Source organism: Aestuariimicrobium sp. Y1814, assembly GCF_050113895.1.
Taxonomy (GTDB): Bacteria; Actinomycetota; Actinomycetes; order Propionibacteriales; family Propionibacteriaceae; genus Aestuariimicrobium.
On sequence record NZ_JBNJRW010000004.1, the window covers coordinates 97,895 to 123,873 of the forward strand.

Below are 25,979 nucleotides of genomic sequence, written 5' to 3' on the forward strand. Positions count from 1 at the left end.
GTCGCGCTCAGGGTTGCAGCGGCATCGTGGGTGCGGTGAGCAGGCCGACGTCGACCAGTTTGCGTTCCAGCAGCGGGATCATCGTCTGGACGTAGGTGTTGCTCAGGTGGCTGGTCTGGCGGTAGACGAAGACGTTGCCGATCACCACCGGGCAGGTGGCGCGGCCCGGGGGGCAGATCCAGTCGTTGAGGTTGATCATCTCGGCATTGGTCAGGCGTTGGTAGGCCTGGGTCAGTTGCGCGGTGCCGGTGCCCTGGTTGGTGGGGAACTCGCACTCGGTCAGGTCGCTGACCTGCTCGGCGCAGGTGTAGACCGAGGTCTCGTTCGGCGGGGCAGGGGTGTCGGCGATGATCAACACCTTGCTGCCACGGGCCTGCAGCTGCGTCAAGTAGTCAGCCAGCCCCGGCGCGGAGTCCTCGACGAACATCAGTGAGCTGGTGATCACCAGGTCGGGAGGCACCCCCAACAGCGCCTTCAGCAGGCTGGCGTTGTACTGGTTGCACTGCACGTACTGGTCGCGGGAGGTGAAGGCGCAGCCCGACTTCGACAGGTTCTGCACGCGCCAGCCGTGGCGTTGGCCAATGACGTCGAAGGCCGGCTGCCACTGGTCGATCTTGGAGTCACCCACCAGCGCCACCCGCAGGGTGCCGTTCGGGTCACCCGAGAGGCACTCGTCGGCCCCGACCACGGTGGAGGTGTTGCGCTCGCGCTGGCAGCCGTTCAGGTAGCCGGGTGGCAGGTCCTGGTCGGCCACCGCGGGGGCCGGTTGCACCGGCTGGGTCTGGGCCAGCGCGGGAGCCAGGTGCGTCCTCAGTTCGGGCACACCGGTCGCGCCGGCGTCCGCGACCAGGGCCAGCGCCCCGATGTAGTCACCGGTGACCGGGCCCAGCGAGGGGGCGGCCGGGGTGCTCGCCGCCGTCGAGGGCACGGGGGTGAGGCTGACCGTGGGCGGTGGTGACACCACGGTGCCCTGGAACTGGGGTGCCCGCCCCCAGACCATGGCGCCCAGGATGCCGGGCACCAGCATCGCCACCAGGGCGTTGCGCAGCGCGAGTCGGCCCTGCCAGGACCGGATGTTGCCGAAGCGGATCGGGGTTTCCAGCACCTTGCCGGTCAGCCACGCCAGCAGGATCGCCACCACGGCGACACCGAACTTGTGGCCCCAGCCGAGCTCGGGATTGGCCGGGCTGGTCCACAGGGCGCCGGCGAAGATGATCAGCGGCCAGTGCCACAGGTACAAGGAGTACGAGATCGCCCCCAGGAAACGCATGGGGGCAGCCCCCAGGGCTCGTCCGACGATGTTGTCGCCATCGGCGACGCCGGCGGTGATCACGAGCATGGTGCCGATGACCGGCAGCAGTGCCATGGACCCGGGCCAGGGCATCTCGGTGGAGATGACGAACCCGGCCGCCACCACCAGCGCGACCCCTGCCAGGGCCAGGCCGGCCAGGAACCTGCGGCCACGCTCGTCCCACAGGCGCTGTTGCAGCCAGGGGGCGGCGATCGCGATCAGCGCCCCTGCCCCGATCTCCCAGAAGCGGGTGGTCGAGACGAAGTAGGCCTCGGCCGGGTGGGTGGCGGTGTAGTGCACCGACCAGGCGAAGGAGCCACCGACGATCGCCACCAGGGCGGCGGTGAGCAGCCACACGGCCCGGGTGCGCAGCAACTTGGCGAGCAGGAAGCAGCCGATCACCAGCAGGGGCCAGACCAGGTAGAACTGCTCCTCGACGGCCAGTGACCAGTAGTGCTGCACGGCTGAGGCACCGGAGTCCTCGGCCAGGTAGTCGACTGACCTGGCCGCGAGGGTCCAGTTGACGACGTAGAACGCCGAGGCGAGCACGTCGAGGCCGAGTTCGCGCCATTGCGACTGTGGCATGACCATCCAGCCGACCACCGCGGTGAACACCAGCACCAGGGTGGCGGCCGGGACGAGTCTTCGCACCCGGTTGGCATAGAAGGTCAACAGCTTGGGCCGTTCCCCGCGCCGGACCTGGCCGACCAGTTGGGAGGTGATCAGGAAGCCGGAGATGACGAAGAACACGTCGACGCCGCTGAAGCCGCCGCGGAAGCCCGGCACCCCCAGGTGGTACAGCAGCACCCACAGCACCGCGATGGCACGCAGGCCCTCGATGTCGCCGCGCAGGCGGGAGTACTTCGGGCCCGGGCCGAGCACCCGCTTGAGGCGCAGGCCCCAGGGTTCGGGACGGTCCTCGACCAGGCCCCGCCGCAGGGACGCCGATTCCGCGCTGCCAGGGGAGGCGAGCCGGGCCTGCCGGTGCCGGGCGAGGTCGCCGGGCGGAGGTGGCGGGACGGGCGTCTCGGTGACCGGGACCCACGCCCCACCCGGGGACGGGGGCGACTCCGGTTCGGGTTCTGGTTCCGGTTCGGGGTCAGGTTCCGGTTCGGGTTCCGGGCCGGGTTCGGGTTCGGGGTCGGGTTCCGGCGCGGGTTCCGGTTCGGGCTCGGGTTCCGGTTCGGGCTCGGGTTCCGGTTCCGGCGCGGGCTCTGGTTCCGGCGCGGGTTCCGGTTCCGGCTCAGGCTCGGGTTCCGGCTCCGGCTCGGGCTCCGGGGCCTGGTCGGCCAGGTGGGCACCGGCCTGCCCGCTGCCTGACTCCCCCATCCGCTCCAGCGACGGCAGGAATCGGCGCGGACGAGGGGCGTTCAGCTCGTCGTCGGCGTCCTCGGGGCTCTCGATGCCACGGGCGGTGCGGAAGCGCCTGGGCGCGTTCTCCTCGTCCGATTCGGCATCAGTGGGGGCGCCCACCATTCCCCGCGCGGCCAGGCCGCGCATGGCCCAGACCCGCACCGGCGGGGTCCAGCCCTCCTCGATGCGCGACGGTCCGCCGCGGCGGGGCGCGGACTCCGGGGAGTCGGCGTCCTCGGGCACCACCAGCCCGCGTCTTCCGCGCCGTGGTGGGGAGTCCGGCTGGTCCTCGACGTCCTCGGCGGAGGCAAAGCCCCGTCGTCCCGCGCGCCCCCTCGGTCGAGCCTGCGGCACAGGGTTGTCGGGTTCCCCAGGGTTGTCGGGTTCCTCAGGGCTGTCCGGCTCCCCCGGGCTGTCGGGTTCGGGGCTGTCGAGTTCGGGCTCTTCAACTCGCGCGCGGCGGCTTGCCCGCGCGGGCTGGGTGTCGTCGTCCGTCCCTGCGGGGTCGTCCGCCACGGCGCGGCGCGCGGCGCGCCGGCCCACGGCTCGAAGGTTCGCCAGGGTCGGCTGGTCGTCGTCCGACATGTTTTCACCGTCACCCAAGCCGTCGCGCGGGCTCTGGGATGACATCGGACAGCGACCCCTTTCACATGCCGGCCGAGCGGCCAATCTGCAGACTTGCTGAGTCTACAAGCAGCACCGGAGCACGCCGCCAATTGTGAGCACCCGGGCGCAGCGCATTAGACTCACCACGTCCAGGACTCACCCGACGTTGCCCTCCGCGCGCCTGAGGTCAGGGGCCACCTGCCAGTTGACGTCCCTGCGCTGGCCTCCCCACGCGAAAGCCCACACACCCATGCCAGTACGCAATGACCTGCGCAATGTCGCCATCGTGGCCCACGTCGACCACGGCAAGACCACCATGGTGGACGCCATGCTGTGGCAGTCCGGGGCCTTCCGCGAGGGTGCCGACATCGACAACCGAGTGATGGACTCGATGGACCTCGAACGCGAGAAGGGCATCACCATCCTCGCGAAGAACACCGCCGTCAAGCACGTGATCAACGGCGAAGAGGTCACCATCAACATCATCGACACCCCCGGCCACGCCGACTTCGGCGGTGAGGTCGAGCGCGGGCTCGAGATGGTCGACGGCGTGGTGCTGCTGGTGGACGCTTCCGAGGGGCCGCTGCCGCAGACCCGGTTCGTGCTGCGCAAGGCGCTGGAGAAGAAGCTGCCGATCATCGTGGTGGTCAACAAGGTCGACCGTCCCGATGCCCGGATCACCGAGGTCATCGACGAGACCTACGAACTGTTCATGGATCTGGTCGACGAGGACAACGCCGCCGTGCTCGACTTCCCGGTCGTCTTCGCCTCGGCGAAGGCCGGACGAGCCTCGCGCACCCAGCCCGAGAACGGCGCCATGCCCGCCGAGACCAACCTCGAGCCGCTGTTCGAGACCATCATGGAGACCATCCCGGCGCCCAGCTACACCGAGGGCGCGCCGCTGCAGGCCCACGTCACCAACCTCGACTCCTCGCCCTACCTGGGCCGGCTGGCACTGTGCCGCATCATCGAGGGCGAGATCGTCCGCGGGCAGACCGTCGCCTGGTGCAAGGCCGACGGCACCGTGACCAATGTGAAGCTGTCCGAACTGCTGATGACCGATGCGCTCGAGCGCAAGCAGGCCGACAAGGCCGGGCCCGGCGACATCGTCGCGATCGCCGGCATCGCCGACATCACCATCGGTGAGACCCTGTCGGACCCGAACAACCCCAAGCCGCTGCCGCTGATCCATGTCGACGAGCCGTCGATCTCGATGACGATCGGCATCAACACCTCCCCCCTGGCCGGCAAGTCGGGCAAGAACCTCACCGCCCGCCTGGTGAAGGCCCGCCTCGAGCAGGAACTGGTCGGCAACGTCTCGATCCGGGTGAACCCGACCGATCGTCCCGACACCTGGGAAGTGCAGGGACGAGGCGAACTGCAGCTGGCGATCCTGGTCGAGATGATGCGGCGCGAGTCGTTCGAACTGACCGTCGGCAAGCCGCAGGTGGTCACCCGGATGATCGACGGCAAGCTGCACGAGCCGTTCGAAAAGCTCACCGTCGACGTCCCCGAGGACTACCTGGGTGTGGTCACCCAGCTGATGGGCCTGCGCCGCGGACGCCTGGAGCAGATGGTCAACCACGGCACCGGCTGGGTGCGCCTGGAGTATGTCGTGCCCGCCCGCGGCATGATCGGCTTCCGCAACGAGTTCCTGACCGAGACCCGTGGCACCGGCATGATGCACCACGTCTTCGACTCCTACGAACCGTGGGTCGGTGAGATCCGCACCCGCGGCACCGGGTCGCTGGTGGCCGACCGAACCGGTGTGGTCACCTCGTACGCACTGTTCAACCTGCAGGAGCGCGGCACCCTGTTCGTGGGCCCGGGTGCGGCCGTCTACGAGGGCATGGTGGTGGGTGAGAACGCCCGTGCCGACGACATGGACGTCAACCCCACCAAGGAGAAGAAGCTCACCAACGTGCGCTCCTCGACCGGCGACGAGCTCGAGCGGCTGATCCCGCCGAAGCTGCTGAACATGGAGCAGGCGCTGGAGTACTGCGCCGGGGACGAGTGCTTGGAGGTCACCCCGACCGACGTGCGCATCCGCAAGGTGGCCCTCAACGCCAACGACCGGGCCAAGCTGCGCAACAGGGCCAAGCAGGGCTGAGTCACCCCACTGGGGTATGATCTGGGCTCCCGGGGCAGTCCCCCGTGGGTGACATTCAACTGAAATTTCTTGCGGCAGCGGGCAACCGATTGGGTGACCGGCGCGTATGTAGGTGAGGATGAGGCGTACGCCTCGAGTAGTTGAGGATGAGGCGTACGCCTCAAGGTGAGTGAAGGGTTTTCGTCATGCGCAGTCCAGCAACCGGTCCGGGACGTCGAATCGCGGCAGTGGCTGCGGCCATCGCGCTGGCCGCCAGCTCGCTGTTCGTCGTCACTGACGCCCAGGCCGAGATCGTCGTCCCCGAGTTCATCACGGTCCAGGCCCAGCCCGGTGACACCGGCGAAGAGGTCAACCAGATCCAGGCGATGCTGTTCCGCATCGGCCTGCTGCGCCTCAACGAGCGCACCGGCACCTACGACGCCACCACCACCGCGGCGGTGAAGACCTTCCAGAAGCAGAAGGGCCTCGCCGAGACCGGCATCGTCGACGGCATCACCCAGCAGCAGCTGCTGGCCGCCTACCGCGCCGCCGAGACCGCGAACCTGCCGACGAAGAACGTCAAGCGCCAGGTCGCCAAGCCGATCCCGACGCCGACCCCCACCCCGGTCTCGGACGTCGTCAAGTACCAGCTCAACTCCAAGTGCGATGACGAGGCGAAGGTGCTGTGCGCCGACCAGTCCCGCCGGAAGGTCTGGTACCTCGAGAACGGCAAGGTCGTCAAGGAGTTCGACGCCCGCTTCGGCGCCCCCAGCACCCCGACCCGCAACGCCAACTGGCGGATCACCCGCAAGGTGCGTGACGAGGTCAGCTACCTGTACAACATGGTCCCGATGCCCTTCTCGATGTACTTCTCCGGCGGCCAGGCCTTCCACTACTCGGCAGACTTCGCCCGGGTCGGCTGGAACAACGCCCGCGGCGGCAGCCACGGCTGCATCAACCTGCGTGACTACGCCGGCGCGGAGTACATCTTCAACCGCGTCCCGGTGGGCACCCTGGCCATCGTCCAGGCCTGAGGCCGCTGCTTCGAACCCGGCCCGTCCCGCCACTGCGCGGGGCGGGCCGGGTTCTTTGCCGGGGCTGCCCTTGTGCCGCAACTGCCCTTGCACCGCAGCTCCCGCGCCGCTTGAGGGTGCGAGGATGAGCCCATGAACGAGATCGCGCAGGCAGGCTGGAAGCTCAGCATCATCCGTGGCGTCATCGGCATCGTCTTCGGGCTCATCCTGATCATCTGGCCGACATCGGCGCTGGTCTTCGTCCTGCTGTGGGGCATTTTCGTGGTGCTAGACGGCCTCGGCTGGTTCGCCTCGGCGTTCTCGCCGGGGCTGTCCGGCCTCGGGCGTGGAGTGCTGGTCGTGCTGGGGCTGCTCGCCGTGGTCGCAGGCGCCCTGGCGATCTTCCGGCCCGGGCTGACGGTCGCCGTGCTGGTGACCCTGGTGGGCATCTGGCTGGTGGTGCGTGGTCTGGCGGGCGCGGCGCTGGCCCTCGTGCTGGCCCGCGGGGGCACCCGCTGGTGGTTGCTGCTGGGCGCACTGCTCGACATCGTGCTCGGCGTGGTGTTCTTCCTCAACCCGACCACCGCCGCCAAGGCGATCGTGGTGGTGCTCGGCATCACCGTGGTGCTCTGGGGCATCGTGCTGGTGCTGCTCGGCCTGGCCCTGCGCAGGCACCCCGAAGACCTGGTGCCCGACGGCAACCTGGTCATCAAGGGCGAAGTGGTCTGAGGGCTCCCATCCCCTGAGTTCCCCTCTGTTTGCCCCTGAACGGTGCACTTGCCCCTGTTCCCAAACAGGGGCAAGTGCACCGTTCTAGGGCAAGTAGCGCGATCGCGGCAGAGTTGTCCACAGATCGTCCGGACTGCTGGTGAACGCGCGGTCCCGCGGCTTCACTGGGGCGATGGACGACCTGATTCCCACGGCCCAGCTGCGCCTGCAGGGGCTGGGCAACCGCGAGATCGCCCGCCGGGTTTCCGCCGGCGAACTGACCCGAGTCCTGCGGGGCCACTACCTGTGCTCGGTGCCGGACGAGCAGGCCCTGCACCTCCAGCGGGCCCTGTCGTGCCCCGACCAGGTGCTGGCCCTGGAGTCGGCCGCCCTCGTCCACGGGTTGCCCATCAGCCAGCTGCCCGAGCTCGTGCAGGTCATCATGCACGGCGCCGGACGATCGCGAACGCGCGGGGTGAAGCGGGTGACCAGCGCGCCATTGCCCGCTGCCCACATCACCGAGGTGAACGGTGCGCGGCTCACCACTGTCGCGCGCACCGTGGTCGACATCACTCGGACGAGGGGGCTTGAACCCGGGCTGGTGGCCTGGGAGGCAGCCCGCTGGCGAGCCCGCGAGGCCAAGCTCCTGGACCGGTTCGATGCCGAGACCGGCGAGGCGATCGAGCTGTTGAGCGGACGACGCGGGGTCCAGCGGGCACGCATCGCGCTGGCCAGCGCCTCGTCCCGGTCGCAGAGCCCGATGGAAACCCGCAGCCTGATCAGGATTCGGGAGTTGCGCCTGCCGACACCAGTGCAGCAGTACTCGGTGGTCGACCAGGACGGCTCCTGGCTCGGGACCACTGACTTCGCCTGGCCCGAGCTCGGGGTGCTCGGTGAGTACGACGGCCAGGACAAGTACGACAGCCTCGCCCGACCCGGCGAGACCCCGGTCCAGGTGATGCGGTGCGAGAAGAGGCGCCAGGAGCGCATGGAAGCCGTGGGGTGGGTCTTCGCGCGGTGGGGCAAGGAGGAGGTGCGTCGTCCGGCTGCCCTTCGTGCCCGGATCGAGGCCGCGATGAAGGTCGCCGCGAGCCGAGTTGGTCGTCCACTGCCCGGTGTTGAGCGCTGAGGGCCTGCCCGTGTGCTTACCCCGGCTCATCCCCGGGCCTGAGCGCCACCCTCGGGCCTGAATCCTCCTAGTTGCCCTACTACGGTGCACTTGCCACCGTTCCGGAACGGTGGCAAGTGCACCGTTCAGGGGCAAGTAGAGGGGTCAGGCGGCCACCTGGGCCAGCAGGGCCGCGAGTGCGTCGCCGACCACCCGGACCTCGCCGACCGGGCGGCCATGGCCGAGCACCGGGGCGGTCCTCAATGCCTCCAGGGCCGCAACGTCACCACCGGCCCCGGAGGTCATCGCCTGCAGCACCGTCGCCGCCAAGGGCAGCACCGCCCGATCCCCGCCGTCATCCACCTTGATGGCGAGCCCGCGTCCGTCGGCCAGGCCGATCCCCACGCAGGCCTCGGCCCCGGCCTTGGCCACCATGCCGGGCACCGCCCGGTGCAGGGCCAGGTCGTAGCGGCCCTCACCCGAGGCGTACTCCGGGTGCCGCCGGAACGCCTCGGCCACCCGGCGCTCGGGCCCGTCAGCCGCACCAGCCACTCGTCCAAAGGCCCTCGCCAGGCCCGCCAAACTGGTGGCGAACAGCGGTGCCCCACAGCCATCGACCGTGAACGGCCGGTGGCTGCCGCAGTACTCGTCGACCGCCTCGGCGACCGCCTGCTGCAGCGGGTGGTCCACCGCCAGGTAGCTCGACGGGTCCCACCCCGCCAGCACGCAGGTGCGCAGCATCGCCGCGTGCTTGCCCGAACAGTTCTGGGTCAGTGACTCGGCATCGCGCCCCGACCGCACCCAGTCCGCCCGCGACCCGGCGTGCAGCGGCAGGTCGGGCGTGTTCTGCAGGGCCTCGACCCCCAGCCCCACTCCCCCGAGGATCTCGCGCACCCCGGCCAGGTGGTAGTCCTGCCCCGAATGCGAGGCGGCCGCCAGCGCCAACAGCTTCCCGTCAAGGTCCAGCCCCGCGCGCAGCATCGCCAGCGCCTGCACGGGCTTCAGCGACGAGCGCGCATACATCGGACGAGTCACCTCGCCGAGGCTCGCCACCACCTGCCCGTCCGGCCCGGTGACCACCACGGCGGCCCGGTGGACGCACTCGACCAGGTCTTCCCGCACCACCTCGACCAGGATCGGGTTGTCAGGGCTCATCGGCAGCGGTTCAGGCACAGGGGGAGCCTACGTGCTCAGGCCGACTCCCGCCTGCACCCGCAGGCAGGCCGCCTGGTGCTCGTCATCGACCGGCACCATCGGGGGCACCTGCTCGGCGCACTCGTCCATCACCACCGGGCAGCGGGTCCGGAAGACGCAGCCTGTGGGCGGGTTCACCGGTGAGGGCACATCACCGCGCAGCACGATCCGGTCACGGTTCTTCTCCTCGACCGGGTCGAGCTTCGGGATGGCCGACATCAGCGCCGTCGTGTACGGGTGCGCAGTCGCGCCGTAGATCGCCTCCCGCGGGGCGCGCTCCATCGCTCGTCCGAGGTAGAGCACCAGTACCTGGTGGCTCATGTACTCCACCGCGGCCAGGTCATGGGCGATGAACATGTAGCTCAGGCCCAGTTCGTCCTGCAGACGCTTGAGCAGGTTCATCACCTGGGCCTGCACGCTGACGTCGAGCGACGCAGTGGCCTCGTCCAGGATGATCAGTTTCGGCTCGACCGCCAGCGCCCGGGCGATGCAGACGCGCTGCCGCTGCCCACCCGAGAGCTGGTGCGGGTAGCGGCCCAGGAAGCGTTGCGGCAGGCCCACCAGGTCCATCAGTTCGGCGATCCGCGCCGACCGGTTGCCCTGGTGCAGGCCGTGGACCTCGAGCGGGTCGACCAGTGCATCACGGATGCTGCGCCGCGGGTCGAGCGAGGCCAACGGGTCCTGGAAGACCATTGACACCCGCCGACGCACCGCCTTCAACTGCGCACCGCGGGCAGCGGTCACGTCGAGCCCGTCCAGCATGATGGTGCCGCCGGTGGGTTCGACCAGCCGCATGATGGCATTGCCGATGGTCGACTTGCCCGACCCCGACTCACCGACCAGCCCCAGCGTCTCGCCCTGCCTGATCTCGAAGCTGACGTCCTCGACGGCATGGACGACCGGGCGGGGTCCGCGGTCGCGTTTCAGCAGGCTGCGCAGGGACAGGTCGCCCAGGCTGATCGGGAAGTGGACCTGCAGGTTGTTCACCTGCAGCAGTGGCTCGCCCGTGGGCAGCGCCGGACGAATGGTCACGGGTTCAGTCACGATGCACCTGCCTCAGCACAGAAGGAACGCACCCAGTGCGCCTCACCGATCTGGACCAGTTCGGGGCGCTCGTCCTCACACCGGGGGTCGGAGCGCACCTGGCAGCGGTCCCAGAACACGCAGCCCTTCGGCAGCGACCGCGGGTCGGGTGGCGAGCCGGGGATGGTGCTCAGTTCGCCCTCGGTCTGGCCCAGGGTCGGACGAGCCGCGAACAGCCCCTGCGTGTAGGGGTGCGAACGTTCCGCGTAGAGCACCTCGACGGGGGCCTGTTCGACGACCTGGCCGCCGTAGCAGACCACCACGTCGTCGGCGAGCCCACCGATGACACCCAGGTCGTGGCTGATCCAGACCACGGCGGTGCCCAGGCGTTCCTGCAGGTCCTTGACCACCGAGATGATCTGGGCCTGGATGGTGACGTCCAGCGCGGTGGTCGGCTCGTCGGCGATCAGCACCTCGGGGTCGCAGGCGAGCGCGATGGCGATCATCACCCGCTGCCTCATGCCGCCGGACAGTTCGTGGGGGTAGGCCTTCAACCGGCGTTCCGGGTCGGGGATGCCGACCAGTTCCAGCAGTTCCAGGCAGCGGCGCCGGGCCTGCTCACGGGTCAGCTTCAGGTGGGCCTGCAGCGACTCGAGCAACTGCTTCTCAATGCTCATCAGCGGGTTCAGCGAACTCGACGGGTCCTGGAAGACGAACCCGATCCGCTTGCCACGCACCGATTCCAGCTGCCGGTTGTTGAGGCTGAGCAGGTCGACCTGCTTGCCGTCGGCGTCGCCGAGCAGCGCTCGCCCGCCGATGACGGCCGGCGGCCGGGGCACCAGCCCGGTGGCGGCCAGCACCGACATCGACTTGCCCGAACCGGACTCACCGACGATGCCCAGGGTCTGGCCGCGTTCGACCGACCACGACACCCCCGACAGGATCTGCGCCGACCCAATCCGCAGGGTGAGGTCCTCGACGCTGAACACGGCGCTCATGACGCGTCCTCCCGGGTGATGGTCTTCGGGTCGAGCACGTCGCGCAGCGAGTCACCCAGCAGGTTGAACGCCAGCACCGTGACGAAGATGGCCAGGCCGGGGAACAGGCCCATCCACCAGCCCAGGTGCATGAACTCCTTGGCCTCGAAGAGCATCCGCCCCCAGCTGGGTTCCGGCGGCTGCACGCCCAGGCCCAGGAAGCTGAGCGCCGCCTCGGACAGGATCGCGAACGCGAACGACAACGAGGTCTGGACGATGATCGGCGCGCTCACGTTCGGCAGCACGTGGCGCACCATGATCCTGGTGTTCCCGGCGCCGAGGGCACGCTGCGCGCGGATGTAGGGTTCCTCGCGCACCTGCAGGACACTGCCACGGGTGACGCGGGCGAAGATCGGGGTGTAGACGACGCCGATGGCGATGATGGCGGTGTTCAGGCCCGGCCCGAGCACGGCGACGATGGCGATCGCCAGCAGCATCACCGGGAAGGCGAACATGGTGTCGACCAGGCGCATGATGACCGCGTCCAGCCAACCGCGGAAGAAGCCCGAGACCAGCCCGAGCGGCACCCCGATGACCATGGCGATGCCCACCGCGAACAGGCTGACCCGCAGGGTGGCACCGGCCGAGAGCACCACCCGGCTGAACACGTCACGCCCGAGGTCGTCGGTGCCGAACAGGTACTCGGCCCCGGGTGGGGTGAATGCTGCCGGCACGTTGGTGTCGTTGGCCCCGTGCGGGGCGATCCACTGGCCGAACAGGGCGCAGACCACCACGGCGAGCAGCACCACCAGGCAGGCGATCACCACCGGGTTTCTCAGCATCTGGCGCACGGCCCGGCGCAGCATGCCGGGAGTCGCCGGTTCCGGTTCGGCGGCGGTCAGCCGCGGGTCGATGACAGTCATGCCCGCCCCCTCACAGCTTGATCCGGGGGTCGACGCGTGAGTACAGCACGTCGACCAGGAAGTTGATGACCAGGAACAGCACCGCGATCAACAGCACCGCCCCCTGGATGACGGGGTAATCACGTGCCGAGACCGAGTCGAAGACCAGTCGACCCAGGCCCGGCCAGGCGAAGACCACCTCGACGACCACGACCCCGCCGAGCAGGCCGGCCAACTGGGTGCCACCGACGGTGATCACCGGGACGAGGGCGTTGCGCAGCACGTGGGAGACCAGCACCGTACGTTCGCGCAGCCCCTTGCTGCGCGCAGTGCGGACATGGTCGGCGCCCAGGGTTTCCAGCACCGAGGAGCGCACGTAGCGGGTCATGATGGCGCCGGTGCTGGTGCCGACGGTGAAGGCCGGCAGCAGGATGCTGCGCAGCCATGCCCCGGGGTCTTCGGTGAACGGCACGTACCCGCTGGAGGGCAACCAGCCCAGCGTCGTGCTGAACAGCAGGATCAGCATGATGCCGAGCCAGAAGTCGGGCACCGAGACACCCAGCTGGCTGAGGAAGCGCACCACCACGTCGATCGGCTTGCCGCGGCCCAGGGCCGCCAGCGTCCCCAGCGGGAAGGCGATCAGCAGGGCGATCAGCAGCGCCACGAAGGCCAGCGACAGGGTGGCCGGCAACCGCTGCAGCAGCAGGTCGGTGACCGGCGCCCCTGACCGGAAACTCACGCCGAGGTTTCCGGTCAGGGCATTGCCGAGGTAGCTGAAGTACTGCTCGACGAGGGGTTTGTCGAGCCCCGAGGCAGCGCGCAGCGCATCGTAGGTGGCCTGGTCGAACCGGGTCCCCAGGGCGAGCCGCACCGGGTCGCCGGGCACCAGGTGGACGAGCGCGAAGACCACGATGCTGACGCCCAGCATCACGATCAGGGCGTGCCCCAGCCGCTTCAGCACGAACATGTGCTCAACCCGTTCAGCTGGTCAGCTCGGCTGCACGGAAGCGGATCGCCCGGTCGCCGCGCACGGTGTAACCGGTCAGCTTGGGGCTGTGCACCTGGACCACATCGGGGTTGTACAGGTAGATGTAGCTGCACTCGTCGGCGATGATCTTGGCCGCCTCTTCGTAGATGCCCTTGCGGGCACCCTGTTCGGTCTCGGTACGGCCCTGGTTGAGCAGTTCGTCGACGCGGGTGTTGGAGTACTTCTGGTAGTTGTTGCCACCGTCGGTGACGTGCTGGCTGTAGTAGAAGTCGTCCGGGTCGATGTTGCCCAGCCAGCCCATCATCAGCAGGTCGAAGTTGCCCTTGCCCTGCTCGTCGAGCCAGGTGGCGAAGTCGACGGTGTTGACGGTGACGGTGATGCCGATCTCGCCGAGCTGGTCGGCCAGCAGCTGGGCCACGGTGACCGTCTCGGGGTAGTCGCTGGTGGCCAGGAAGGTCATGTTGGCCGAGCTGACCCCTGCCTCGGACATCAGTGACTTGGCGCGCTCGACATCCTTGGTGAACGGCGAATACTCGACGTAGTAGTCGCTGCTGGCCGGGATCGCGAGCTGGTTCAGCGTCGCATTGCCGTACTGGGTGGCCTGGATGATGGCCTCGCGGTCGATGGCGTAGGCGATGGCCTGGCGCACCCGGACGTCCTTCCAGGTGTCGCGGGCCTGGTTCGCGGCCAGGTACCAGTAGTCGTTCGAACCGACCTTCCCCAGGGACAGCGCCGAGTCGTTGCCGAGGGTCTCGACCTGCTGCGGCGGGACGACGTCGGTCCACTGGATCTCACCGGCCCGCAAGGCGGCCAGCGCGGTGCTGGGCTCGCTGATGAACCGGAAGGTGATTCCGCTGAGCTTGGGGGCCCCACCCCAGTAGTCGGCATTGGCCGACAGCTTGATGGTGTCGCCCTGGGTGTAGGAGTCGACCTTGAACGGGCCGGTGCCGATCGGCCTGGTGGTGATGCCACCGCCCTCGACGTTGGCCTGCTGGACGATGGCGACACCCTTGAAGCCGCCCAGGTTGGCCAGCAGGTTCGGCGAGGGGGACTTCACGGTGATGACCACGGTGGTGGCGTCGGGGGCCTGGATGTCCTCGATGGCCGAGAAGCGCCACGAGCTCGACAGTTCCTCGTCGATGATGCGGCGGTAGGTGTACAGCACGTCCTGCGAGCTGAAGTCGGCACCGTCATGCCACTTCACTCCCTCGCGCAGGGTGAAGGTCCAGGTCAGCTGGTCGTCACTGGTCTCCCAGCTCTCGGCCAGGGCCGGCTGCATGACCAGCGAGTCGTCCGGTTCGACCAGGGTGTCGAAGACGTTCTCGAGCACCTGGAAGGCGTTGTACGAGGTGGTCGAGTTCGGGTCCAGCTTGTCCGGCTCACCGCTGATCGCAGCCACCAGGGCGCCGGCAGCGCCGCCGGCGGTGTTGTTGATGTCCACGCCCTCACCGGTGCTGCATCCGGCAGCAGCCAGCGCCACGGCGCTCAGTGAGCCCAGCAGGAAGGTCCTGCGAGAGTTCTTGATCATGGATGATGACCTTTCCTTATGGCTCCAGCCTTCACTATGCTGCAGGAACCTTCATTTTAGGCACCCTAGTGATGAGTCAGCGGGAACGGAAGAGATTTCGACGGGAGTAACACGATCGAAATAACCGCGTCCCGATACCGCATCGTCCGACCGGGTGCCACAGACTGGGAGACCGATGACCTTCACCGTCCTGGCCCGAGCCGGCCGTACTGCCGAGCTGGGGGTGGCCAGCGCCACCCGCACGCTCAGCGTGGGCGCGGCTGTCCCGGCCGGGGCCCCGGGGGTCGGCGTGATTGCCTCCCAGGCCTGGACGAACCGTTCCCTGCGCGGCCTGGGCCTGGCACTGCTGGCCGCCGGCACCGAACCGGACGAGGTGCTCGAGCGCCTGCACCATGCCGATCCCGACTTCCGTCTGCGCCAGGTCGGGCTGGTCGACGCGTTGGGGCGGGTGGCCGCCCATACCGGCGCCGACTGCACCGACCATGCCGGGCACCGCACCGGCGACGGCTGGGTCGTGCTGGGCAACCTGCTGACCGGCCCCGGGGTGCTCGACGCCATGGCCGAGCGGGTCGCGGCCGGCCTGGCCGCGCACCAGGACCTGGCCGGGCTGCTGGTCGACGTGCTGCGGGTCGGCGAGCGGACCGGCGGTGACCGGCGGGGGCGCCAGAGCGCAGCGCTGCTGGTGGTCGACGCCCATCGTCCCGAGCACCCGGTCACACCACCCGAGACCCTGGTGGACCTGCGCGTCGACGACCATGCCGACCCCGTCACCGAGCTGGCCCGGCTGGTCGTGCTGCACCGCGGTGACCACGGGCCCGACCACCACCCGCTCTCGGGCGGGTAGCCTCACGACAGTGTCCAACTCCCCGTTCCCCCACCAGGCCGACACCGTCACGCTGGGTGCCGCCGTGCGCCGGGCCCGTCAACGGCTGGGGCTCAGCGTCGAAGGGCTGGCCGAGCAGTCGGGGGTGAGCACCGGGCAGATCTCCCAGGTCGAGCGCGGCCTGGCGAACCCCTCGCTGAAGACGATGGACAAGGTTGCGACGGCCCTCGGCACGACGGTCGCGTCCCTGCTGTCACGCACCAGCCCCGAGGGGGTGACCGTGGTGCGCAGCGACCAGCGCACCGACCTGCCACTGCCCGACCAGCTCGAGGGCTACCGCCGCGAGCTGCTGACCCCACCGGGGCTGGCGGCATTGCAGGTGATCAGGACCGTGCTGCCCGAGGGCTACACCAACCAGGACAGCCCCTACCGGCACCTGGGTTATGAGTCGGTGACGGTGCTGCAGGGGCGGCTGCAGGTCGTCGTGGGCACCACCAGCGTCGTGGTCGAGGCCGGGGACACCATCAACTACGAGTGCTCGACGGCCCACTACTGGGCCAACGCCCACCCCGGCGAGACCATCGTCCAGGGCTGCGTGATCCCCGTCCAGCCGTAGCCAGTTGCCCAACCGCGCCGGGCCAACCGCACCGGGCCAACCTTCAATTGCCCCTGAACGGTGCACTTGCCGCCGTTCCGGAACAGTGGCAAGTGCACCGTTGTAGGGCAAGTAGGCCCGAGCGAGCACGCGAGGCGCCCACCCGGGTACGGCCGATGCCCGCACCAGGTACGGACGAGGCCGTCAGCGCAGGGCGGCGCGGAAGTGGAGCCCGGCGTCGGGGTCGACGAGCAGTTCCTGGCCGGCGGTGATCTCGGTGCCGTCCTCACCCCGGGCGACCAGTGCCGCCTCGGGGTCGAAGCCGCGCTTGACCAGCGCGAGCGCGATCGGGCCGTCCTCGTGGTGGCGCGCCGAGGAGCCGATCACGCCGACCGGCTTGCCATCACCCAGCACCTCGCTGCCCACCGGGGGCAGGGTGTCGACCGAGCCGTCCAGCAGCAGGCGGGTGAGCCTGCGCGGCGGACGACCGAGGTTGTGCACCCGCGCCACCGTCTCCTGGCCGCGGTAGCAGCCCTTGTCGAGGTGGGTGGCGTAGAGGCCGATCTCGTTGGGGATGGTCTTGTGGTCGGTGTCGACGCCGATCCTGGGCACCCCGGCTGCGATCCGCAGCGCCTCGAAGGCCCACACCCCGGCAGGGACGCCCTCGGGCAGTTCGGCGGCACGGGGCAGCAGGACGTCTCGTCCGGCGCCCACCTCGGACGACCAGGCCGGCGCGTCACCGGTTTCGATGCGGTCACCGACCCAGCAGAGCCGGAAGTCGTCGGTGCGCTCGATGGTCTCGACGCGCATCATGAAGGTCATGCTGGTCAGGAACGCGGCCAGTCCCGCGGCCGCGCCCGGTTCGGTCACCGCCCAGAAGCTGGTGCCGTCATCGATGCCGCGGAAGCCGTGCTCGATGTGGCCCTGGGGTGAAAGCACCAGTCCACTGGTGGCCACCCCGGGCGCCAGGCCCTCGGTCTGCTGGCTGGTCAGTGCGTGCAGCAACTGCAGCCGGTCAGCCCCGCGCAGTTCGAGCACCCCGTGGTGCCCACGGTCCACCACCGCGGTGCCGGACTCCATGGCGCGCTGTTCGGCCACCGGGTTGCCGTGGTGCCAGACAGCACCCTGGTCAATACCGGCGGGAATCTCCACCGCCATCTCAGACCCGCTTCAGTCGAGCCCACAGGTGCGACTGCAGGGGTTCCTCGGTGGTGGCGCGGTCGAAGGTCCACAGCAGGTCGCCGTCGACCGAGCCGTAGAGCCGCTGGCCGCCGGTGTACTCGACGCTGGCCGTCGAGGTGCGCATCACGGCATCGGTGATCAGTTCGATCTTGGCGCCGTCGACCTTGCCGGCCCATACTTCCGACCAGCCCTCGGGGCTCGACAGGACGACCTCGATGGTGCCGTCCTGCTTCGGGCGCCAGAAGCCGGTCTCCATGGTGATCGGCGACTGCGGCTTGCCCGCGTCATCGGTGGTGTAGATCTGGCTGACGTAGTGCAGGAAATCGCCGCCGTTGTGGGTGAAGTCGACGGTCTGGCCGTACTCGAAGTCATCCTGGCCGGGCCAGCGGCCGTGGCCATTGCCCTCCCAACGGCCGATCATCCAGGCGACGCCCATCAGGCTCGGGGGCAGGTCCTGGGGGATTTCAAAGGCCATTGTTGTCTCGCATTTCGCAGTGTTTCGGTCGGGCTGGTCGTGGTCGGGCTGGTCGGCCAGCGGGCATCACAGGTCGTGGGTGTCGAGGTCGCGAGGTGCGGGTGCCCAGCTGCCCTTCCTGGACGCCGAGAACACCAGCACCAGGATCAGCGCGCCGAGGAAGCAGAGGCCCAACAGGACGACTGCGATGATCAGCACGATCGAGATGCCCACGGCCATGGGGTCCACTCTATCCCGCCCGCGCCCCGGGCATCGCTCGCACCGCTGCGGACTGCCACCCCGGGCGGCCGGGCGCCCTAGTCTGGCGGGGTGCGAATCGTGATCCAACGGGCGTTCTCGGCGCAGGTGGTGGTGGACGAGCAGGTGGTCGGCCGACTGCCCCGCCCCGGCCTGGTGCTGCTGGTCGGCATCACCCATGACGACACGCCCGCCGATGCCGCCGCGCTGGCGGCCAAGGCCTGGGGGCTGCGCATTCTGGCCGGCGAGACCTCGGCCAGCGACACCTCGGCCCCGATCCTGGCGATCAGCCAGTTCACGCTCTACGCGAATGCCCGCAAGGGTCGTCGTCCGAGTTGGTCGGCGGCTGCCCCGGCCGCGGTCAGCGAACCGTTGTTCGACACCTTCGTGGACGAGCTGCGACGCCTGGGTGCCCACGTGGAGACCGGTGTCTTCGGGGCCGACATGCAGGTGCATCTGGTCAATGACGGCCCGGTGACCGTGGTGCTCGACAGCGCCGAACTCGCCGGGCCGCGCCGCGGGCACCACCCGCCGAGCCACTAGCTCACCAGCCCCTCATCCGAGCGCCAATCACGCCCTGGTCAGGAAGTTCACCGTCGAGATCAGCACCGCGTCGCGACTCGGGTCGCCACGCTGGCCCGGTGTGGTCGACGACAGGATCGTCAGCCGCACATTGCCCTCGACATCGGTGGGGGGAATCATCAACTGCTGCACCGACGAGTTGTTCTCGCTGAGGTTCTGGATGAACCAGCTGCCGTCGGGCAGGTCCCAGCGCACCGAGACGACCCGGCGGTACTGGTCGTAGAACGAGGTTTCCCCTGCGCTCTTCGAGTAGCCGTTCAGGACCCCGACGCCGACCAGTTCGGCCCCCGGCCCGAAGGTGAAGTCCAGGGTCTGGTTGACCCCGTCACCGTTGCAGCGCCAGGCGGTGGTGGCCTGCTCGTCGAGCAGGTGGGCCGGGTCGTAGGTGACGTAGTCACCGGCAGCATCCACACCGGCGGGGGCCACGCAACTGGCATTGACCACCAGTGGGGGCAGCGTCGTGGTGTCACCGGTCCAGGGCTGCACCGCGGTGGTGGTGGCGGTCTGGGTCACCACGCCCGAGGTCGATGGTTGTGCCCCGCGGCTGTCGAGCGCCCGGCGGATCAATGCCCCGCCGGCGAGCCCGGCGACCAGGGCCAGGGCGACCACCGTGACCAGGAACAGCCACAACCGGCGCAGCCGCACCCCGCGGTGCTGCGGCGAGGGCAGGAAGTCCTCCAGGTCGACGGTGCCGGCAGTCGCTGCCGAGGTGAGCACCGGCACATCCCCCGACTGCTGCAGGTGCCACCCGGGCGAACCCGCCCGTGCGCCGCGGGTCGTCGCCGGGTCCGCCGGCGAGGGGGTGGACGAGGAACCAGGTGCGGCGGCAGACGCCGACGAGATCCCGGGTTCGCCGCCGGGCGAGCCGGCCACGGGGGACGACTGGCTCCACGTCGGCTGGGCCCCACTGCCGGGGCTGACGTCCGGGCCCGGAGTCGAGTCCGCCTGGTCGCTTGCGGGCGCGACGCCCGCCCCGGGGGATGCGGGCGACCCGGATGCCACCGCTGTTCCCGGCACCCCGGGCGCCCCCGAGGGGCCGTCCGCAGCCGCGTTCGCCGGGGGGGTCGTCGAAGGGGACGCGGCCGCCGCTGAAGGAGTCGTGGCCGCGGTGGTGGCTGCGGAAGGGGTGGAGCCGGCCGCATCGGGGGAAGGCACCGGGGTACCACCCGGTTCCGGGAGCGCCTCGGCCGGCGAACCCGTCCCCGGCGCGTCGGCCGGGGTCCCCGAGGGGCCCGCTTCCGGGGCGGCGTCAGGGGTGGCCTCACTCACCCCGGCCGCGTCGTCCGACGGGTCAGGGCGGAACCAGTCCTCCGGAAACTCTCCGCTCACCCTCGTGAGTGTAGTCAGACGGCTTCCCGGGGCAGGGTCGGCTCGTGCGAGAATGTGACCTGAAGAGTCTGGAGGGACGCGCATGGCAAGCATTGTCGTACTGGTAGGTGACGACCACGCGGACCTGCCCGATGCCCTGACTCTGCTGCCCCATGCACTGGACCTTCGCACCGAGTTGCCCGATGACCTGCCACCCTCGACCGACCTGGTCCTGGTGGACGCCCGTGAGGATGCCGCCGCCGGTCGCGACCTGTGCGTCCACGCACGCGCCCACGCCGACCAGCCCATCCTGCTGATGGTGGGCGCCTCGACGCTGGCCGTGCTGCAGCGGACCTGGGGGTTCGACGACTTCATCGTCGACCGCGCCGCGGCGGCCGAGTTCGATGCCAGGGTGCGCCTGCTCGCGACCTCCAGCCCGTCGGCCAACCTGCTCAGCCAGGGCCCGATCGTGATCGACGAGGACGCCTACACCGTGACCGCGGGTGGTCGTCCGTTGAACCTCACCTACACCGAGTTCGAGTTGTTGAAGCACCTCGTCTCCCACCCCGGCCGCGTGCTCAGCCGCGAACACCTGCTCAGCCAGGTCTGGGGCTACGACTACTACGGCGGCACCCGGACGGTCGACGTGCACATCCGACGGCTACGGGCCAAGCTCGCGCCCGAGCACGACGGCCACATCACCACCGTGCGCAACGTGGGTTACCGCTTCACCGCCACCCGCGAGAGCTGACCCCTCGCAGGACCCGGGTCGCCGGGACCCACCCGCCCGGGTACTCAGTCGTCCAGTTGCATCTGGGCACGCCAGACGGCGTGGCGCTGGTGGTTGCGGCGGATCCGTGGGGGCACCCCTCGCGGCCCCTCGGGCCGGAACCGGTGGACGCCGGCCAGGGCCGTGCCCAGGATGACGCAGATCGCACCGACCAGGGCAAGCCACCACGAGCTCTCCGAGCGGGACGAGTCCTCGAGCATCACCCAGGCGCAGATCGGCACCACGACCGCGCCGATCACCGAGATCCACACCCCGGTCTTGGTGATGTTGATCCACTCATGCAGGCCCGCATCCTTGATGCCGGCCCATTCCTTCAGCCCCATCCGCCACAACTGCCACTGCAGGAACGCGACCAGGGCGTTGAGCACCGCGGCCAGGTTGCCCACCGCCGGCAGGATCGGGCTGGTGTCGGTCAGTCGCAGCATGGTCACCGACGAGCCGACCGTGCACAGTGCCCCGACGATGGCGAACAGCAGGCCGACGGTGATCATCGACAGGTGCCCCCGGGCGCGCATGGCGATCACCGGCTGGGCCACCAGCGGACGAGGGTCGTGGGGCGAGCGCTGGTACAGCGGCCCGTCCAGGTCCTCGAACTCCTCGCCCGGCTCCGCGTCGTCTTCCCAGTCCGACTCGTCGGACTCCTCGGCCAGGAGTTCGTGGTCCGAGTGTTCGTGGTCCAGGAGCTCGCGATCCTCGCCGAAGTCCTCGTCCAGCGGGTCGAGTTCGTGGGGGGACCCGGTTCCCCCGGGCAGGACTGCGTTCGGGGCCCGCCCCCCAGGGTCCACGGCATCGGGGTCGTCCCACGACTCCCCAGCCGGGTCCGCCTCGACGAGCGGCTCCTGCCCGGGAACGGGCACGGGTTGTGCCCCACGCGCACGGCGACGCTTCCACCGTGGCCATGAGACGCGCCCTCGCCATTCCATGGCGCCACAGTAGTGCTCCCCGGCCGGAAGTCGGGAACGTGGCTACCCTTCATGCATGACTGGTGAACACCTCTGGGATGTCAGCATCGTCGAACACACCCCCGACCTCGCGGGCCGGGTGGCCCCCCTGGTCGAGCAGGCCACCGCGACCGACGCGGTCGGGCCGCTCAACGAACAGGCCCACCGCATCCTGGCCGGGCAGCTGCCCGGCACCCATGTCCTGGCCGAACAGGACGGCCAGGTACTCGGCTACGCCCAGGTCGACCACGCCGATGCGTCGGTCCAGCTGTTCGTGGCGCCGGCGGCGCGTCGCCGGGGCATCGGCGCCGCGCTGGCCGAGGTCGCCCGCCATCAGGAGCCGGGCCTGCAGTGGTGGTCCTTCGGGACCACCGACGGTGCGAGGGCGCTGGCCGCCCGGCTCGGGCTCACCCCGGTGCGCGGTCTGCTGAAGATGTCGACCACCGTCGCCGAGCACACCTTCGACCACCCCGGGCCGGCCCCTGAGGGCATCACCGTCACCACCTTCACCGCCGCCGACATCGACGACCTGGTCGAGGTCAATGCCCTGGCCTTCGCCGAGCACCCCGAGCAGGGCCGCATGTCGCGCCGCGATGTCGAGGACAAGGTGGCCGAGGAATGGTTCGAGGGCCCCGGCCTGTTCCTGGCCCGCAACCAGGACGGTGCCCTGCTCGGCTACCACTGGACCAAGACCGAGGGTGACGTCGGCGAGGTCTACGTCATCGGCGTGCACCCCTTCGAACACGGCCGTGGCCTGGGTCGGTACCTGCTGGAACTGGGCCTGCACCACCTGGCCACCACCCGCGGGGTGCGTGTCATCGACCTCTACGTCGAGGCAGCCAACCAGCGTGTGGTCACCATGTACGAGAACGCCGGTTTCCGCGAGGTGCAGCGCGACACCCGCTGGGCCTGAGGCTGTCGACAGCCCGCTGCAAGCTGGCACAATGATGAGCGCCCCACCACGACCTGAAAGTAGGCCCATGTCACCCTCTGCCGCGTCCGAGGCCACCCCGAAGGACGAGACCGGGGCCCTGATCACCGACCAGGCCGCACCGCTGGACCGCCCGGATGCCGACACCCCGCTGTACGCCGACCGCGAGCTGTCGTGGTTGGCCTTCAACAACCGGGTGCTCGACCTGGCCCGCGACGCCGAGCGGGTTCCGCTGCTGCAGAGGGCCTCGTTCCTGGCCATCTTCTCGTCCAACCTGGACGAGTACTTCATGGTCCGCGTGGCCGGCCTGAAGCGGCGCATCGACGCCGGCGTCGGGGTGCCTTCGGTCACCGGCATGATGCCGCGCGAACTGCACGACGCGATCCTGGCGCGCACCCGCGCCCTGGTGCAGGAGCAGTCCCGGGTCTTCCAGGAGGACGTGCGCCCCGCGCTGGCCGCCGAGGGCATCAGCATCCTGACCTGGGAGGAACTGACCGCCTCCGAGAAGGACGAGATGCGCCAGCTGTTCAGCGAGCGGATCTTCCCGGTGCTGACCCCCCTGGCCGTGGACCCCTCGCACCCCTTCCCCTACATCTCGGGCCTGTCGCTGAACATGGCGGTGCTGGTGCGCAACCCCGTCACCGGCACCAAGCAGTTCGCCCGCGTCAAGGTCCCCGCGCTGCTCGACCGCTTCATCCGACTCGGTGAGGGACGATTCCTGCCGCTGGAGGAAGTGATCCGGCGCCACCTCGGCCAGTTGTTCGCCGGCATGGAGGTGCTGCAGCAGACCACCTTCCGGGTGACCCGCAACGAAGACCTCGAGGTCGAGGAGGATGACGCGGAGAACCTGCTGTTCGCCCTCGAGAAGGAACTGCTGCGCCGCAAGGTGGGTCGTCCGCCGGTGCGCCTCGAGGTGCAGGACGACATCGCCCCGAAGATGCTTGAACTGCTGATGAGCGAGCTCGACGTCAGCGAGAAGGAAGTCTTCACCCTGCCCGCCCCGCTCGACCTGACCGGCCTGTTCTCGCTGGGGGCGGTCGACAAGGAGCACCTGGAATACCCGAAGTTCATCGCGGCCACCCACCGTGACCTGGCCGAGGTCGAAACCGCCCAGCCGGCCGACATGTTCGCCGCGCTGAAGAGCCGTGACGTGCTGCTGCAGCACCCCTACGACTCGTTCTCGACCTCGGTGCAGCGCTTCATCGAGCAGGCTGCCGCCGACCCGCAGGTGCTGGCCATCAAGCAGACCCTCTACCGCACCAGTGGTGACTCCCCCATCGTCGATGCCCTGATCGAGGCCGCGCTGGCAGGCAAGCAGGTGCTGGCGGTGGTCGAGATCAAGGCCCGCTTCGACGAACAGGCCAACATCGCCTGGGCCCGCAAGCTCGAGAAGTACGGCGTGCACGTGGTCTACGGCATGGTCGGGCTCAAGACCCACTGCAAGCTGTCCCTGGTCATCCGCGACGAGGGCAGGACGCTGCGCCGCTACGCCCACGTGGGCACCGGCAACTACAACCCCAAGACCGCCCGGATGTATGAGGACATGGGCCTGCTCACCTCGAACCCGGTGGTCACCGAAGATGTCGCGAAGGTCTTCAACCACCTCTCCGGGCTCACCCAGGAGACCTCCTACCGGCGCCTGCTGGTGGCCCCCCACGGCATCCGCGCCGGGCTGCTGGCCAACATCGACCGCGAGATCGCCCACCAGGAGGCCGGTGGCCAGGGCCACATCCGGATGAAGGTGAACTCGCTGGTCGACGAACGCATCATCGACCGACTGTACAAGGCGTCCCAGGCCGGGGTGAAGGTCGACCTGTGGGTCCGGGGCATCTGCACCATTCGCCCGGGGGTGAAGGGCTTGAGCAAGAACATCCGGGTGCGCTCGGTGCTGGGCCGCTTCCTGGAGCACTCGCGCATCTTCTGGTTCGCCAACAATGGCCAGCCGCTGGTCGGCATCGGGTCGGCCGACCTGATGCACCGCAACCTCGACCGCCGCGTCGAGACGATCGTCAGCATCACCAACAAGAGGCACATCGAGCAGATCACCGACCTGTTCGACCTGTGCTTCGACCCGGGCACGGTGTCCTGGCACCTGAACGACACGGTGTGGACCGAACGTTCCCGCGACAAGGACGGCCAGATCCTGCGCGACCTGCAGTCCGAGCTGATCAGCCGCCATTCGCGGCGCACCGACGAGAACGACTGAGCGTCGATGGGCAGGAAGCGGCGCCCGACAGCCGCGGGGGCGGTGGTCCTCCAGGGACAGGGCGAGGACGCGCAGGTACTGGTGATCCATCGTCCGCGCTACGACGACTGGTCCCTGCCCAAGGGCAAACTCGAACCGGACGAGGACGCCCAGGTCGCGGCCGTGCGCGAGGTTGAGGAGGAGACCGGCCTGAAGGTGCGGCTGCGGGTGCCGCTGGGCCGGGCCGAGTACATCGCCAAGGGCGCCCCGAAGTCGGTGCTCTGGTGGGTCGGCACGGTGGTCGGCGGCCGGATCCACCCACCGGTCACCACGACGAAGACCAACGGCAAGAGCAACGGCAAGGGCAAGAACGGTGACGTCGAGGTCGACCGGGTGGAGTGGTGGACGCCGAAGCAGGCGGCCGCGAAGCTGAGCTACACCGACGACCGGGAAATGGTTGAACGGGCCCTCGCGACGGTGCCCGGGCACACAGTCCTGCTGGTGCGCCACGCCAAGGCTGTCCAGCGCAAGCACTGGAGTGGCAAGGATTGGAAGCGGCCACTGTCACAGCGGGGCCGCCGCCAGGCCCGCCGGCTGGCAAAGCTGTTGGAGGCCTACGGCGTCACCCAGCCGATCACCTCGTCGAGCACCCGCTGCGTGCAGACCCTGCAGCCCTTCGCCGAACGCACCGGGCTCGAGCTGGTGACGATGGACGAGTTGAGCGAAGAAGTCTTCGAGGACGACCCGGGCGTCTCGAAGCGCGCCATGGTCGACCTGCTCAACCAGGCCCACACCCAGCCGGGCGCACCGATGGCGATCTGCGGGCACCGCCCGCTGCTGCCGATGATGCGCGGCCTGCTGGGCCTGGGCGACAAGCCGATGCTGGTCGGCGAGACCCTGGTCGTCCACCATGACGACCAGGGCAACCAGGTGGCCGTCGAGCGGATCCCCTCAGCCTTCTGATCCCGGCCCGCTTCACGGCCACGGCAGGGGGCTGGCAAACGTGCACCAGGACCCCTCCAGAAGGTCACGATTGCGCAACAGGACTTCTTCAGCCCTCGGCGTATGGCCTAGTCAGAGTCGATTCGCAGGCACCTTGGCCGGCCGTTCACCTGCTGTTCACCAAACCACATTCATCGTGTCACCTGCC

General features: G+C 69.4%; 23 protein-coding genes. 11 read left to right on the forward strand and 12 right to left on the reverse strand.

Annotation, left to right across the window (positions count from 1 at the left end):
- Positions 1–7: 7 nt before the first annotated feature.
- The gene (locus tag ACQE3C_RS06290; RefSeq protein ID WP_434538328.1) at positions 8–3,274 is read right to left on the reverse strand and encodes an acyltransferase family protein; all 3,267 of its coding nucleotides are present in this window, start codon (positions 3,272–3,274) and stop codon (positions 8–10) included.
- A gap of 226 nt (positions 3,275–3,500) precedes the next feature.
- Between ACQE3C_RS06290 and typA the strand changes: the two genes are divergently transcribed.
- The 4 genes from typA (at position 3,501) to ACQE3C_RS06310 (ending at position 8,189) form a co-directional block, all read left to right on the forward strand.
- On the forward strand, positions 3,501–5,360 hold the full coding sequence (typA, locus tag ACQE3C_RS06295; RefSeq protein ID WP_434538329.1) for a translational GTPase TypA: 1,860 nt from the start codon (positions 3,501–3,503) through the stop codon (positions 5,358–5,360).
- A gap of 227 nt (positions 5,361–5,587) precedes the next feature.
- Positions 5,588–6,373, forward strand: coding sequence for a L,D-transpeptidase family protein (locus ACQE3C_RS06300; RefSeq protein WP_434538330.1), 786 nt, complete (start codon positions 5,588–5,590; stop codon positions 6,371–6,373).
- 132 nt (positions 6,374–6,505) lie between these two features.
- A complete protein-coding gene (locus ACQE3C_RS06305) occupies positions 6,506–7,081 on the forward strand; it encodes an HdeD family acid-resistance protein (RefSeq protein ID WP_434538331.1) in 576 nt (191 codons plus the stop codon).
- 172 nt (positions 7,082–7,253) lie between these two features.
- On the forward strand, positions 7,254–8,189 hold the full coding sequence (locus tag ACQE3C_RS06310; RefSeq protein ID WP_434538332.1) for a hypothetical protein: 936 nt from the start codon (positions 7,254–7,256) through the stop codon (positions 8,187–8,189).
- A 144-nt stretch (positions 8,190–8,333) separates the two neighbouring features.
- Here ACQE3C_RS06310 and ACQE3C_RS06315 read toward each other — a convergent pair whose 3' ends face one another.
- The 6 genes from ACQE3C_RS06315 to ACQE3C_RS06340 are packed head-to-tail and all read right to left on the reverse strand — an operon-like array spanning position 8,334 to position 14,780.
- On the reverse strand, positions 8,334–9,341 hold the full coding sequence (locus ACQE3C_RS06315; protein WP_434538333.1) for an asparaginase: 1,008 nt from the start codon (positions 9,339–9,341) through the stop codon (positions 8,334–8,336).
- A gap of 9 nt (positions 9,342–9,350) precedes the next feature.
- The gene (locus ACQE3C_RS06320; protein ID WP_434538334.1) at positions 9,351–10,406 is read right to left on the reverse strand and encodes an ABC transporter ATP-binding protein; all 1,056 of its coding nucleotides are present in this window, start codon (positions 10,404–10,406) and stop codon (positions 9,351–9,353) included.
- Positions 10,403–11,383: an ABC transporter ATP-binding protein gene (locus ACQE3C_RS06325; protein ID WP_434538335.1), complete on the reverse strand. Its 981-nt coding sequence runs from the start codon at positions 11,381–11,383 to the stop codon at positions 10,403–10,405. Before ACQE3C_RS06325 ends, ACQE3C_RS06320 begins: the two co-directional genes overlap by 4 nt.
- Entirely contained in the window at positions 11,380–12,285 is a 906-nt protein-coding gene (locus ACQE3C_RS06330) for an ABC transporter permease (protein ID WP_434538336.1), read from the reverse strand. The genes ACQE3C_RS06325 and ACQE3C_RS06330 overlap by 4 nt, the downstream gene beginning before the upstream one ends.
- A gap of 10 nt (positions 12,286–12,295) precedes the next feature.
- A complete protein-coding gene (locus tag ACQE3C_RS06335; RefSeq protein ID WP_434538337.1) occupies positions 12,296–13,231 on the reverse strand; it encodes an ABC transporter permease in 936 nt (311 codons plus the stop codon).
- A gap of 13 nt (positions 13,232–13,244) precedes the next feature.
- Positions 13,245–14,780, reverse strand: coding sequence for an ABC transporter substrate-binding protein (locus ACQE3C_RS06340; RefSeq protein WP_434538338.1), 1,536 nt, complete (start codon positions 14,778–14,780; stop codon positions 13,245–13,247).
- Between the two features lie 175 nt (positions 14,781–14,955).
- On the opposite strand from ACQE3C_RS06340, the gene ACQE3C_RS06345 reads away from it, so the two are divergent.
- Entirely contained in the window at positions 14,956–15,624 is a 669-nt protein-coding gene (locus ACQE3C_RS06345) for a DUF1028 domain-containing protein (RefSeq protein WP_434538339.1), read from the forward strand.
- Positions 15,625–15,634: 10 nt separating this feature from the next.
- Positions 15,635–16,219, forward strand: coding sequence for a helix-turn-helix domain-containing protein (locus ACQE3C_RS06350; RefSeq protein ID WP_434538340.1), 585 nt, complete (start codon positions 15,635–15,637; stop codon positions 16,217–16,219).
- Positions 16,220–16,402: 183 nt separating this feature from the next.
- Here ACQE3C_RS06350 and ACQE3C_RS06355 read toward each other — a convergent pair whose 3' ends face one another.
- From ACQE3C_RS06355 to ACQE3C_RS06365, 3 genes are all read right to left on the reverse strand, one after another.
- Entirely contained in the window at positions 16,403–17,356 is a 954-nt protein-coding gene (locus ACQE3C_RS06355; protein WP_434538341.1) for a YgfZ/GcvT domain-containing protein, read from the reverse strand.
- Between the two features lies 1 nt (position 17,357).
- Entirely contained in the window at positions 17,358–17,855 is a 498-nt protein-coding gene (locus ACQE3C_RS06360) for an FABP family protein (RefSeq protein WP_434538342.1), read from the reverse strand.
- 66 nt (positions 17,856–17,921) lie between these two features.
- The gene (locus ACQE3C_RS06365) at positions 17,922–18,074 is read right to left on the reverse strand and encodes a hypothetical protein (protein WP_434538343.1); all 153 of its coding nucleotides are present in this window, start codon (positions 18,072–18,074) and stop codon (positions 17,922–17,924) included.
- Between the two features lie 90 nt (positions 18,075–18,164).
- Here ACQE3C_RS06365 and dtd point away from each other — a divergent pair, with 90 nt between their 5' ends.
- The gene (gene dtd, locus ACQE3C_RS06370; RefSeq protein ID WP_434538344.1) at positions 18,165–18,635 is read left to right on the forward strand and encodes a D-aminoacyl-tRNA deacylase; all 471 of its coding nucleotides are present in this window, start codon (positions 18,165–18,167) and stop codon (positions 18,633–18,635) included.
- Positions 18,636–18,662: 27 nt separating this feature from the next.
- Here the strand turns inward: dtd and ACQE3C_RS06375 are convergent, their stop codons facing one another.
- Positions 18,663–19,547 carry an NADase-type glycan-binding domain-containing protein gene (locus ACQE3C_RS06375; RefSeq protein ID WP_434538345.1) on the reverse strand — a complete coding sequence of 295 codons (885 nt, stop codon included), beginning with the start codon at positions 19,545–19,547 and terminating at the stop codon, positions 18,663–18,665.
- Positions 19,548–20,085: 538 nt separating this feature from the next.
- Here ACQE3C_RS06375 and ACQE3C_RS06380 point away from each other — a divergent pair.
- Positions 20,086–20,733: a winged helix-turn-helix transcriptional regulator gene (locus ACQE3C_RS06380; protein ID WP_434538346.1), complete on the forward strand. Its 648-nt coding sequence runs from the start codon at positions 20,086–20,088 to the stop codon at positions 20,731–20,733.
- A 44-nt stretch (positions 20,734–20,777) separates the two neighbouring features.
- Here the strand turns inward: ACQE3C_RS06380 and ACQE3C_RS06385 are convergent, their stop codons facing one another.
- The gene (locus tag ACQE3C_RS06385; RefSeq protein ID WP_434538347.1) at positions 20,778–21,629 is read right to left on the reverse strand and encodes a hypothetical protein; all 852 of its coding nucleotides are present in this window, start codon (positions 21,627–21,629) and stop codon (positions 20,778–20,780) included.
- Between the two features lie 121 nt (positions 21,630–21,750).
- Between ACQE3C_RS06385 and mshD the strand changes: the two genes are divergently transcribed.
- The 3 genes from mshD to ACQE3C_RS06400 all read left to right on the forward strand — a co-directional run bounded on the left by mshD (position 21,751) and on the right by ACQE3C_RS06400 (position 25,792).
- Positions 21,751–22,626, forward strand: a complete 876-nt coding sequence (mshD, locus tag ACQE3C_RS06390) for a mycothiol synthase (RefSeq protein ID WP_434538348.1) — start codon at positions 21,751–21,753, stop codon at positions 22,624–22,626.
- A gap of 67 nt (positions 22,627–22,693) precedes the next feature.
- Complete coding sequence (locus ACQE3C_RS06395) at positions 22,694–24,850, forward strand: RNA degradosome polyphosphate kinase (protein WP_434538349.1); 2,157 nt, start codon at positions 22,694–22,696, stop codon at positions 24,848–24,850.
- Positions 24,851–24,856: 6 nt separating this feature from the next.
- Positions 24,857–25,792, forward strand: a complete 936-nt coding sequence (locus ACQE3C_RS06400) for an NUDIX hydrolase (RefSeq protein WP_434538350.1) — start codon at positions 24,857–24,859, stop codon at positions 25,790–25,792.
- Positions 25,793–25,979: the final 187 nt, after the last annotated feature.

Excerpts from the sequence above, each read along its gene's own strand:
- ACQE3C_RS06290 (WP_434538328.1), bottom strand. The coding sequence starts at position 3,274 with ATGTCATCCCAGAGCCCGCGCGACGGCTTGGGTGACGGTGAAAACATG.
- ACQE3C_RS06380 (WP_434538346.1), top strand. The coding sequence starts at position 20,086 with ATGGCAAGCATTGTCGTACTGGTAGGTGACGACCACGCGGACCTGCCC.
- mshD (WP_434538348.1), top strand. The coding sequence starts at position 21,751 with ATGACTGGTGAACACCTCTGGGATGTCAGCATCGTCGAACACACCCCC.
- ACQE3C_RS06395 (WP_434538349.1), top strand. The coding sequence starts at position 22,694 with ATGTCACCCTCTGCCGCGTCCGAGGCCACCCCGAAGGACGAGACCGGG.
- ACQE3C_RS06330 (WP_434538336.1), bottom strand. The coding sequence starts at position 12,285 with ATGACTGTCATCGACCCGCGGCTGACCGCCGCCGAACCGGAACCGGCG.
- ACQE3C_RS06335 (WP_434538337.1), bottom strand. The coding sequence starts at position 13,231 with ATGTTCGTGCTGAAGCGGCTGGGGCACGCCCTGATCGTGATGCTGGGC.
- ACQE3C_RS06365 (WP_434538343.1), bottom strand. The coding sequence starts at position 18,074 with ATGGCCGTGGGCATCTCGATCGTGCTGATCATCGCAGTCGTCCTGTTG.
- ACQE3C_RS06340 (WP_434538338.1), bottom strand. The coding sequence starts at position 14,780 with ATGATCAAGAACTCTCGCAGGACCTTCCTGCTGGGCTCACTGAGCGCC.
- ACQE3C_RS06355 (WP_434538341.1), bottom strand. The coding sequence starts at position 17,356 with ATGGCGGTGGAGATTCCCGCCGGTATTGACCAGGGTGCTGTCTGGCAC.
- ACQE3C_RS06345 (WP_434538339.1), top strand. The coding sequence starts at position 14,956 with ATGACCTTCACCGTCCTGGCCCGAGCCGGCCGTACTGCCGAGCTGGGG.
- ACQE3C_RS06310 (WP_434538332.1), top strand. The coding sequence starts at position 7,254 with ATGGACGACCTGATTCCCACGGCCCAGCTGCGCCTGCAGGGGCTGGGC.
- ACQE3C_RS06325 (WP_434538335.1), bottom strand. The coding sequence starts at position 11,383 with ATGAGCGCCGTGTTCAGCGTCGAGGACCTCACCCTGCGGATTGGGTCG.
- ACQE3C_RS06400 (WP_434538350.1), top strand. The coding sequence starts at position 24,857 with ATGGGCAGGAAGCGGCGCCCGACAGCCGCGGGGGCGGTGGTCCTCCAG.
- ACQE3C_RS06360 (WP_434538342.1), bottom strand. The coding sequence starts at position 17,855 with ATGGCCTTTGAAATCCCCCAGGACCTGCCCCCGAGCCTGATGGGCGTC.
- typA (WP_434538329.1), top strand. The coding sequence starts at position 3,501 with ATGCCAGTACGCAATGACCTGCGCAATGTCGCCATCGTGGCCCACGTC.
- ACQE3C_RS06305 (WP_434538331.1), top strand. The coding sequence starts at position 6,506 with ATGAACGAGATCGCGCAGGCAGGCTGGAAGCTCAGCATCATCCGTGGC.